This is a genomic window from Ottowia sp. (assembly GCF_035325765.1).
Taxonomy (GTDB): Bacteria; Pseudomonadota; Gammaproteobacteria; order Burkholderiales; family Burkholderiaceae_C; genus Ottowia.
The window spans coordinates 1-8,198 of the sequence record NZ_DAOKZG010000074.1; the positions used below are offsets into that span (position 1 = coordinate 1).

At 71.9% G+C, this 8,198-nt stretch carries 7 protein-coding genes and 1 pseudogene; 5 read left to right on the plus strand and 3 right to left on the minus strand.

Annotated elements, in window-relative coordinates:
• Both PKA16_RS15000 and PKA16_RS15005 read right to left on the minus strand, forming a co-directional pair.
• Positions 1-442 (minus strand): annotated as a pseudogene (locus tag PKA16_RS15000) (monovalent cation/H+ antiporter subunit A); the annotation flags it as partial.
• Between the two features lie 140 nt (positions 443-582).
• Positions 583-1,575, minus strand: a complete 993-nt coding sequence (locus tag PKA16_RS15005; RefSeq protein ID WP_324404364.1) for an NADPH:quinone reductase — start codon at positions 1,573-1,575, stop codon at positions 583-585.
• A 64-nt stretch (positions 1,576-1,639) separates the two neighbouring features.
• On the opposite strand from PKA16_RS15005, the gene PKA16_RS15010 reads away from it, so the two are divergent.
• From PKA16_RS15010 to PKA16_RS15020, 3 genes are all read left to right on the plus strand, one after another.
• On the plus strand, positions 1,640-2,320 hold the full coding sequence (locus tag PKA16_RS15010) for a response regulator transcription factor (protein WP_324404365.1): 681 nt from the start codon (positions 1,640-1,642) through the stop codon (positions 2,318-2,320).
• 220 nt (positions 2,321-2,540) lie between these two features.
• A complete protein-coding gene (locus PKA16_RS15015; RefSeq protein ID WP_324404367.1) occupies positions 2,541-3,890 on the plus strand; it encodes an ATP-binding protein in 1,350 nt (449 codons plus the stop codon).
• 227 nt (positions 3,891-4,117) lie between these two features.
• Positions 4,118-5,599 (plus strand): DegQ family serine endoprotease, encoded by a 1,482-nt coding sequence (locus PKA16_RS15020; RefSeq protein WP_324404369.1) that lies wholly within the window; start codon positions 4,118-4,120, stop codon positions 5,597-5,599.
• 15 nt (positions 5,600-5,614) lie between these two features.
• Here the strand turns inward: PKA16_RS15020 and PKA16_RS15025 are convergent, their stop codons facing one another.
• Complete coding sequence (locus tag PKA16_RS15025; protein WP_324404371.1) at positions 5,615-5,890, minus strand: hypothetical protein; 276 nt, start codon at positions 5,888-5,890, stop codon at positions 5,615-5,617.
• Positions 5,891-5,975: 85 nt separating this feature from the next.
• Here PKA16_RS15025 and PKA16_RS15030 point away from each other — a divergent pair, with 85 nt between their 5' ends.
• Together PKA16_RS15030 and PKA16_RS15035 are read left to right on the plus strand one after the other, a co-directional pair.
• Positions 5,976-7,148, plus strand: coding sequence for a pyridoxal phosphate-dependent aminotransferase (locus PKA16_RS15030; protein ID WP_324404373.1), 1,173 nt, complete (start codon positions 5,976-5,978; stop codon positions 7,146-7,148).
• Positions 7,145-8,149, plus strand: a complete 1,005-nt coding sequence (locus PKA16_RS15035) for a LysR substrate-binding domain-containing protein (RefSeq protein WP_324404375.1) — start codon at positions 7,145-7,147, stop codon at positions 8,147-8,149. Before PKA16_RS15030 ends, PKA16_RS15035 begins: the two co-directional genes overlap by 4 nt.
• The last annotated feature ends 49 nt before the right edge of the window (positions 8,150-8,198 follow it).

Below are 8,198 nucleotides of genomic sequence, written 5' to 3' on the forward strand. Positions count from 1 at the left end.
CGATGAGCAGGAAGGAGAACAGGCTGGTCAGCTCCCAGAAGAACACCAGCTGGATCAGGTTGCCCGCCAGCACCACGCCCAGCATCGCGCCCATGAAGGCGAGGAAGAAGGCGAAGAAGCGCGGCACCGGGTCCTCTCGGCTCATGTAGTAGCGCGCGTACAGGGCCACCAGGGTGCCGATGCCGGTCACCAGCAGGGCGAACATCCAGGCAAAGCCGTCCACGCGCAGCACCAGGTCGACCCCGGCCGAGGGGATCCAGCGGTGCGTTTCCTTGAGCACCGCGCCGCCCTGCAGGTCCGGCCACAGCCACAGCACCCAGGCCAGGCCGGCGGCGGCCACCAGCGCGGCCCAGACTGCTGCTGCCGTGCGCGCATGGGTCGGCATCAGCGCCGCCACGAGGCTGCCGGCGAAAGGCAGCAACAGCAGGTAGACCAGATCCATCCGACAGGGGTTGCAAGTGAGGAGGGCGTGCGCCGATGCGGCTGGGCTCGCCCGCGGCGCGCGGCGTCGGCAGCGTCGCGGCGCGCCAGAACAACTATAGCAGCGGGACCGCGGCGCGGCGCGCGTGGCCTGGCGTCGCGCTAAGGGAGGATGATGATGCGGCCGCGCACCCGGCCGCCCGCCAGTGCGGCATGCGCGCGCGCCGCGTCGGCCAGCTGGAAGCGCGCGCCGATGCGCGCGCGCAGCGCGCCGGAGGCAAGCAGCCGGTTGAGGTGGCGCGCGGCGTCGGCCAGTTCGTCCGCCGAGGCGTTGCTGATCGCAAAGCCGAGCAGGCGCAGGTCGCGCGCATACAGCGCGCCCATCGGCAGCGGCACGTCGCCGCGGCCCAGGCCGGACATGACGACGATGCGCCCGCGCGGCGCCATGCGCGGCAGGCAGCGCGCCAGGTCGTTGTGGCCGCTGGTGTCCCACCACACGTCGACGCCGTCCGGGGCGGCGCCGGCGATGCGCTCGGCCAGCCGCGGATCGTGGTAATCGAACACCGCGCTGGCGCCGCAGGCGGTGCACCAGGGGGCGTCGCCTGCGGCGGCAGTGGCGAGCACGCGTGCGCCCGTGTCATGGGCCATCTGCACCAGGGCACTGCCGACGGCGCCGCCCGCGCCTTCCACCAGCAGGGTCTCGCCCTTCTGCAGCCGTGCCTCGCGCACCAGCCCGAGGTGGGCGGTGGCAGCCGGGTGCAGCACGGCCACCGCCTGCTCGGGTGCCACCCCACTGGGCAGCGGGTACAGGCGCTCGCTCGCCACCACCGCGTACTGCGCGAACGCGCCCTGGCGGCCGTGGTGGCCCAGGCTGTTGCACCAGACCGCGTCGCCGGGCCGAAAGCCCGACACGCCAGGCCCGGGCTGGACCACGGTGCCGACCAGGTCGCGGCCTATCACGAAGGGAAATGGCAGATGCGTGCGATAGGCCCCCGAGCGCACGAACAGGTCGACCGGGTTGACCACGCTGGCCGTCATGCGCACCAGCACGTCGGTCGGTCCCGGTCGCGGCACGGGCAGGTCGGCGACCTCGATCTGGTCGACGTCGCCGGTGCGCCGGATGAAGGCGGCGCGCATGCTGTGCGGGATGTCCATGGCTGCTCCTGCTGCCGGTGCGGAGCGCCGTGCGCGGGTCGCGTGCCGGCTTCACAATCCGCCCATGCGTATTCTGCTGGTCGAGGATGACAGCATGATCGGCGAGGTCGTGCACGACGCGCTGCGGCGCGAAGGCCACGCGACGGACTGGGTGCGTGACGGCGCCCAGGCCGATGCCGCGCTTGCGACCACGGACTACGACCTGCTGCTGCTCGACCTCGGCCTGCCGCGCAAGGGCGGCCTGGAGGTGCTGCGCGCGCTGCGCGCGCGCGGGCTGGGCCTGCCCGTGCTGATCGCGACCGCGCGCGATGCCGTGTCCGAGCGCGTCGCCGGGCTCGACGCAGGGGCCGACGACTACATCGTCAAGCCCTACGATCTCGACGAGCTGCTGGCGCGCGTGCGCGCCCTGCTGCGCCGCGCCCACGGCCGGGCCGAACCGGCCTACGTCTGGGGCGAGGTGCGGGTCGTGCCGGCCACGCACGAGGCCACGCGCGCCGGCCAGCCGGTGCAGCTCTCGGCCCGCGAATGGGCGGTGCTGGAGCCCCTGCTGGCGCGCCCTGGCCGCGTGCTGTCGCGCCAGCAATTGGAAGACAAGCTCTATGCCTGGGGCGAGGAGGTCAGCAGCAACGCGGTCGAGGTCTACATTCACGGCGTGCGCAAGAAGCTGGGCGCCGGCCTGATCGAGAACGTGCGCGGTCTGGGCTACCTGGTGCCCAAGGCGGCGCAGGATGGGGAGAAGGGGTGACCGCTGTCGAATCCATGGCTGCCCGCGCCTGCCGGTCAGCCGCTGCGGGGCCGTTTGATGTGGAAACGTCCGTGTGCGGAACACGCGAAGGCCACGCAGAAGACGCCAAAAGAGATGCGCAAGAGTCGACTTTGAATCTTTTGCGTCTCCTGCAAGATCCTCGCGTGCTCTGCGTATGGGTGTTGGATTGTTCGCGCGCGTCAATCACCGGCCGAATCGGATGACGCCTCCGAGCGACCGCGCCTCGCCCTCGCTGCGCGCGCGCCTGACGGCGCTGCTGCTGCTGGCGGTGCTCATCACCGCCCTGGTGCAGGCGGCGATCACCTGGCGCACGGCGCTGGCCGAGACCGAGGCGGTATTCGACGCCCAGATGGAGCGCGTCGCGCTGTCGCTCACCGGTGGCCTGGCTGCCAGCGTGCTGGGCGACGACGCGCTGGGCCGGGGGCGTGGCGCCGAAGAGCTGATCGTGCAGATCTGGCGCGCCGACGGCATCATGTTGTACCGCTCGCCCTCGGCGCAGCTGCTGCCGCCGCAGACGGTGATCGGCTTTTCGAACGTGCGTGCCGGCGGCCAGGACTGGCGCGTGTACGCGCTGGAAACGCCAATCCAGGTGATCCAGATCGCCCAGGCCGAGCGCGCGCGCCGGCGCATGGCCGGTCAGCTCGCGCTGCGCGCCGTGTTGCCGGTGGCGCTGCTGGCCCCGGTCCTGATGTTGATCGTGTGGTGGGTCGTCGGGCGCGCGCTGGCGCCCATCGCGCGCCTGCGGCGCCAGCTTGCGGCGCGCGGCGCGGGCGACCTGGCGCCCCTGCCGACCGATGGCCTGCCGGCCGAGGTACGCCCGCTGGTGGAAGAGATGAATGGCCTGCTGGCGCGCCTCGCGGCGGCCTGGCAGCAGCTGGCCGATTTCACCGCCGATGCGGCGCACGAGCTGCGCTCGCCGCTGGCGGCCTTGCGCCTGCAGGTGCAGGGCTTGCAGCGCGCCGGCAGCGAGGCCGAGCGTGCGCAGGCCACCGGCCGGCTGCTGGCCGGCGTGGACCGTGCCACGCGCCTGGTCGAGCAATTGCTGGCGCTGGCGCGCCACGACGGCGCGGCACGCGGCACGCCTGCGCCGGTGGATCTGGCCGCGCTGGCGCGCCACGCCGTGCACGACGCCGCGGCCGAGGCCCGGGCACGCGGCATCGTGCTGGCAGCGACGGGCGATCCGGTGCTGACGGTGACGGGCCAGTCGGAGGCGCTGGCGGTGCTGCTGCGCAACCTGGTCGACAACGCCCTGCGCCATGCCCCGGATGGCGGTCAGGTGCGCGTGCTGGTGCGACGCCTGCCGGGTGGCGCGGCCGAGCTGGCGGTGGACGACTCCGGTCCCGGCATTGCGCCCGGGGAGCGCCAGCGCGTGCTCGATCGCTTCTACCGCGTGCCGGGCACGGCGGGCCATGGCAGCGGCCTTGGACTGGCCATCGTGCAGGCGGTGGCGCGGCGCCATGGCGCGCAGGTCGTGGTCGAGAGTTCGCCGACGCTGGGTGGTGCGCGCGTCGCGGTGCGCTGGCCGGTCGGTGCCTTGAGGCAACGCTGAACAAGTCCCTCGCGCGCTGCGCATCCCTGCCTGCGGCGGTCTGCGGCGTTGCAAATGCTCGCAATAGCTTCGGCTATTGCTGCGCTTCGCGCCTTGCATCCCATCCCCATGCAGGGTGCGCCGCATCACGGAGACTTATTCAGCGTCGCCTTAAGTTCGGCCTAATTGTGGTCCGTCACAGTCGCATCGTGGCTCCATGGATGGAGTGCGACCTGAAAGGAACTGTGATGAACCGCTTGCAACTCAAATCTTCCCGGCTGGTGGCCGCGCTTCTGGCGGCAGGCGTGCTCGGCGGCGTCGGCGCGACCGCGGTGCGCGAACTCGGCCCGGTCCAGGCGCAGCCGGCCGTCGTGGCCCAGGCCAGCGCGCCCGCGACCGTGACGGCGCCGGATTTCGCCAGCATCGCCGCGCGCAACGGCGCGGCCGTGGTCAACATCAGCACCAGTGGCATGCAGCAGGTGGATGACGAAGATGCGGGGCCGAACGCGCAGATCGACCCGGCGCTGCAGGACTTCCTGAAGCGCTTCGGCCTGCCACCCGGCGCCTTCCAGTTCTCGCCGCGCGGCGCCCCCGGCGCGGGCGTGCCGGTGCGCGGCGAGGGTTCCGGCTTCATCGTCAGCCCGGATGGCGTGATCCTGACCAACGCGCACGTGGTGCGCGGTGCCAGGAACGTGACTGTCAAGCTGACCGATCGGCGCGAATTCAAGGCCAGGGTGCTCGGCCGCGACGACAAGACCGACGTGGCCGTGCTGAAGATCGACGCCACCGGCCTGCCGACCGTGCCGCTGGGCAGCAGCCAGGCGCTGCGTCCCGGGGACTGGGTGCTGGCGATCGGTTCGCCGTTCGGTTTCGAGAACACGGTCACGGCCGGCGTGGTCAGCGCCAAGGGCCGTTCGCTGCCGGACGACAGTGCCGTGCCGTTCATCCAGACCGACGTCGCCGTGAACCCCGGTAATTCCGGCGGTCCGCTGTTCAACGCGCGCGGCGAGGTGGTCGGCATCAATTCGCAGATCTACAGCCGCTCCGGTGGCTACCAGGGCGTGTCGTTCGCGATTCCGATCGAGCTGGCTTCGCACGTCAAGGACCAGATCGTCGCGCACGGCAAGGTCGAGCATGCGCGCCTGGGAGTGACCATCCAGTCGGTCAACCAGGACTTCGCCAATTCGTTCAAGCTGCCGAGGCCCGAAGGCGCGCTGGTGGCCCAGGTCGAGAAGGGCAGTGCCGCCGACAAGGCGGGCCTGAAGGCAGGTGACGTGATCCTGCAGGCCGATGGCAAGCCGGTCCTGGATTCGGGCGACCTGCCGGCCAGCATCGCGCTGGCCCGGCCGGGCGACAAGCTCCAGATGGAAGTCTGGCGCGACGGTCGCGCCGAGCAGGTGACGGCGACGCTGCAGGGCGCGAAGGCGGGCGACGCCAAGCTGGCCAAGGGCGGCGAAGCGCAGCAGGGCAAGCTCGGCCTGGCGCTGCGGCCGCTGCAGCCGGACGAGAAACGCGCCGCCCAGGTCGACGGCGGACTGCTGGTCGAACAGGCCAGCGGCGCAGCCGCCATGGCGGGGGTGCAGCCCGGTGACGTGGTGCTGTCGATCAACGGCCAGCCAGCCACCAGCACCGAACAGGTGCGCAGCGTGGTGGCCAAGGCCGGCAAGTCGGTGGCGCTGCTGATCGAGCGCGACGGACAGCAGTTGTTCGTGCCGGTGCCGCTGGCCTGAGCCGCCCGACCGGCTTCAGCGCGTGTAGCCGAGGCAGGCCCCTGCATTGGGGCGGCCTCGGCATTCGCGTTTCAGGCGGGCTTCCTCCCGGCGCTGGCGCTGGGCCTCGGTTTCGCCGTTGGCGTAGCGGGACACGCGCGCGCTGCTGCGCCGGCGCGGTGCCTTGCGATCCTGGGGCGTGGCTGGCGCATCGGGCGGCGGGGCTGCACTGGACGCGGCGGCCTGACCCACGGCCAGGGTCATGGGGAGCAGGCAGGCCGCCAGGGCGAGGCGGCGCGTCAGGTCGGGCATGGTGGGGATTTCCGGGTGGCGTGGTGGGGGCGGGGCGCAGCTGTGCGATGCTTGCGGCCTGATCCATTACATGAGTGAATCGTCCATGCGTCAAGCCATCCTCGACCTGGAGGAATCCAGGATCCGCGAAGTCGCCAATGCCGGCATGGGGCGCGCGGGCGTGCTGGCGTTCTGGTTCGGCGAGAGCGACGAGGTCACGCCCGAGGCGGTGCGCGCGGCCGCCGTCGCCTCGCTGCAGGCCGGCGAGACCTTTTATTCCCACAACCTGGGCCTGCCCGAGCTGCGCCAGGCGGTCGCCGGCTACACCAGCGTCCTGCATGGACCGGTCGACGCCGAGCGCATTGCCATCACCTCGGGCGGTGTCAACGCGCTGATGCTGGCCATGCAGGCCCTCGTGGATGCAGGGGACGAGGTCGTCGCGGTGACGCCGGTGTGGCCGAATCTCACGGCGCAGCCGCGCATCCTGGGTGCTCGCCTGAGCTGCGTGGCCCTGCGGCCGCGGGCCGATGGCGCCTGGACGCTCGACCTGGACGCGCTGCTGGCGGCGATCACGCCGACGACGCGGCTGCTGGTGCTGAACGCACCCAACAATCCCACGGGCTGGACGCTCTCGCGCACCGAGCAGCAGGCCATCCTGGCGCGCTGTCGCGCCACCGGCACCTGGATCCTCGCCGATGAAGTCTACGAGCGCCTCTACTACCGCGACGACACCGCCAGCGGCGCCGCACCCTCGTTCCTGGATCTCGCCGAGGCCGACGACCGCCTGGCCGTGGTGCAGAGCTTTTCCAAATCCTTCCTGATGACCGGCTGGCGCCTGGGCTGGCTCGTGATGCCGACGCAGATGATGGGGCACATGGGCAAGCTGATCGAATTCAACACCTCGTGCGCACCGGTATTCGTGCAGCGCGCCGCGCAAGTGGCGCTGGCCGAGGCAGATGCCATCACGCCGCGCATCGTGGCCCACCTGCGCCAGTGTCGTGACACCCTGGTACCGCTGCTGCAGGGCCTGCCGGGCGTGCGCGCCAGCAGCGCGCCGGGGGGCATGTACGCCTTCCTGCGCGTGGACGGCCACGACGACTCGCTGGCGCTGGCCAAGCGCCTCGTGCGCGAGGCCGGGCTCGGCCTGGCCCCCGGCGTCGCCTTCGGGAGCGAGGCCGAGGGCTGGCTGCGCTGGTGCTTCGCGTCGCGCGACCTGTCCCGCCTGCGCGAGGGCGCGCAGCGCCTCGAGCGCTGGTTGCACGCCAATCGCCGATCATGACGGGGCGCGGCCGCCCGCGACCCGGGCCTGCCCACTCGGCCGCCTCGCTCGCACGCCGGCTGCGCGTGATGCAGCTCGCCATCTTCGAGGCCGTCGCCGAGGCCGGGTCGATCCTGGCCGCCTCGCGCGCGCTGGCGATGACCCAGCCCGCGGTGAGCAAGTCGTTGCGCGAGCTCGAGTCGCAGCTCGGCAGTCCGCTGTTCCTGCGCGGCAAGCGCGGCGTGCAACTGACGGAGTTCGGCGTGCTGTTCGCGCGCCATGCGCGCGCGATGACCGCCGGCGTGCAGGACCTGGCCGACGAACTCAATGCCTGGCAGGCGGGCAGCACCGGCCAGGTGACGGTGGGGGCCATGCTGACGGCCTCGGCCGCGCTGCTGCCCGAGGCGATCTCGCGCCTGCGCGAGCTGGCGCCCGACGTGGTGGTGACGGTGCGCGTGGGCCCCAACACCGCCCTGTTCCCCGCGTTGGCGCGCGGCGAACTCGACCTGATGGTGGGCTTCCTGCCGGCCAATGCGTCGAGCGCGCTGCAGGGCGTCGAACCCGGCATGCGCCTGGTCCACGTGCCCTTGTACGACGAGGGACTGAGCGTCGTCGTCAGCCCAGGCCATCCCCTGGCCGGACGCGCCGAAGTGAGCGTGGCCGAACTGCGCCGCGCCGAATGGATCGTGCCGACGCCCGATGCCGTCGCCTATCGGGCGGTGCGCGACTTTTTCGAGCGCGAGGGGCTGGGCATGCCTCGGCGGCTCGTCAGGTCGGTTTCGATCCTGACCAACGTGGGCCTGCTCGCACGCCGGCCCATGGCAGCGCTGATGCCGCAGTCGGTGGCGGCGCAGCTCGCCGCGGCCGGCCTGGTGGCGGTGCTGCCCCTGCCGGGCGTCGGTCCCTTCAGCACCGTGGGCTACACGCGGCGCGCGCAGCGCGTGTCCAGCAATGCCGCCGTGCAGCGCTTCATCGAGGCGCTGCACGCGGCGGGCGACGCGCTGCAGCAGGCGGCGTCCTAGTCTTACTGTGTTATAAGTCAAGGCATTATGCGATGAACTTCACGTGAGA

What these genes read in the sequence shown, in the direction of transcription:
- PKA16_RS15005 (WP_324404364.1), bottom strand. Translation starts at nt 1,575, where the DNA reads ATGGACATCCCGCACAGCATGCGCGCCGCCTTCATCCGGCGCACCGGC.
- PKA16_RS15010 (WP_324404365.1), top strand. Translation starts at nt 1,640, where the DNA reads ATGCGTATTCTGCTGGTCGAGGATGACAGCATGATCGGCGAGGTCGTG.
- PKA16_RS15015 (WP_324404367.1), top strand. Translation starts at nt 2,541, where the DNA reads ATGACGCCTCCGAGCGACCGCGCCTCGCCCTCGCTGCGCGCGCGCCTG.
- PKA16_RS15020 (WP_324404369.1), top strand. Translation starts at nt 4,118, where the DNA reads ATGAACCGCTTGCAACTCAAATCTTCCCGGCTGGTGGCCGCGCTTCTG.
- PKA16_RS15025 (WP_324404371.1), bottom strand. Translation starts at nt 5,890, where the DNA reads ATGCCCGACCTGACGCGCCGCCTCGCCCTGGCGGCCTGCCTGCTCCCC.
- PKA16_RS15030 (WP_324404373.1), top strand. Translation starts at nt 5,976, where the DNA reads ATGCGTCAAGCCATCCTCGACCTGGAGGAATCCAGGATCCGCGAAGTC.
- PKA16_RS15035 (WP_324404375.1), top strand. Translation starts at nt 7,145, where the DNA reads ATGACGGGGCGCGGCCGCCCGCGACCCGGGCCTGCCCACTCGGCCGCC.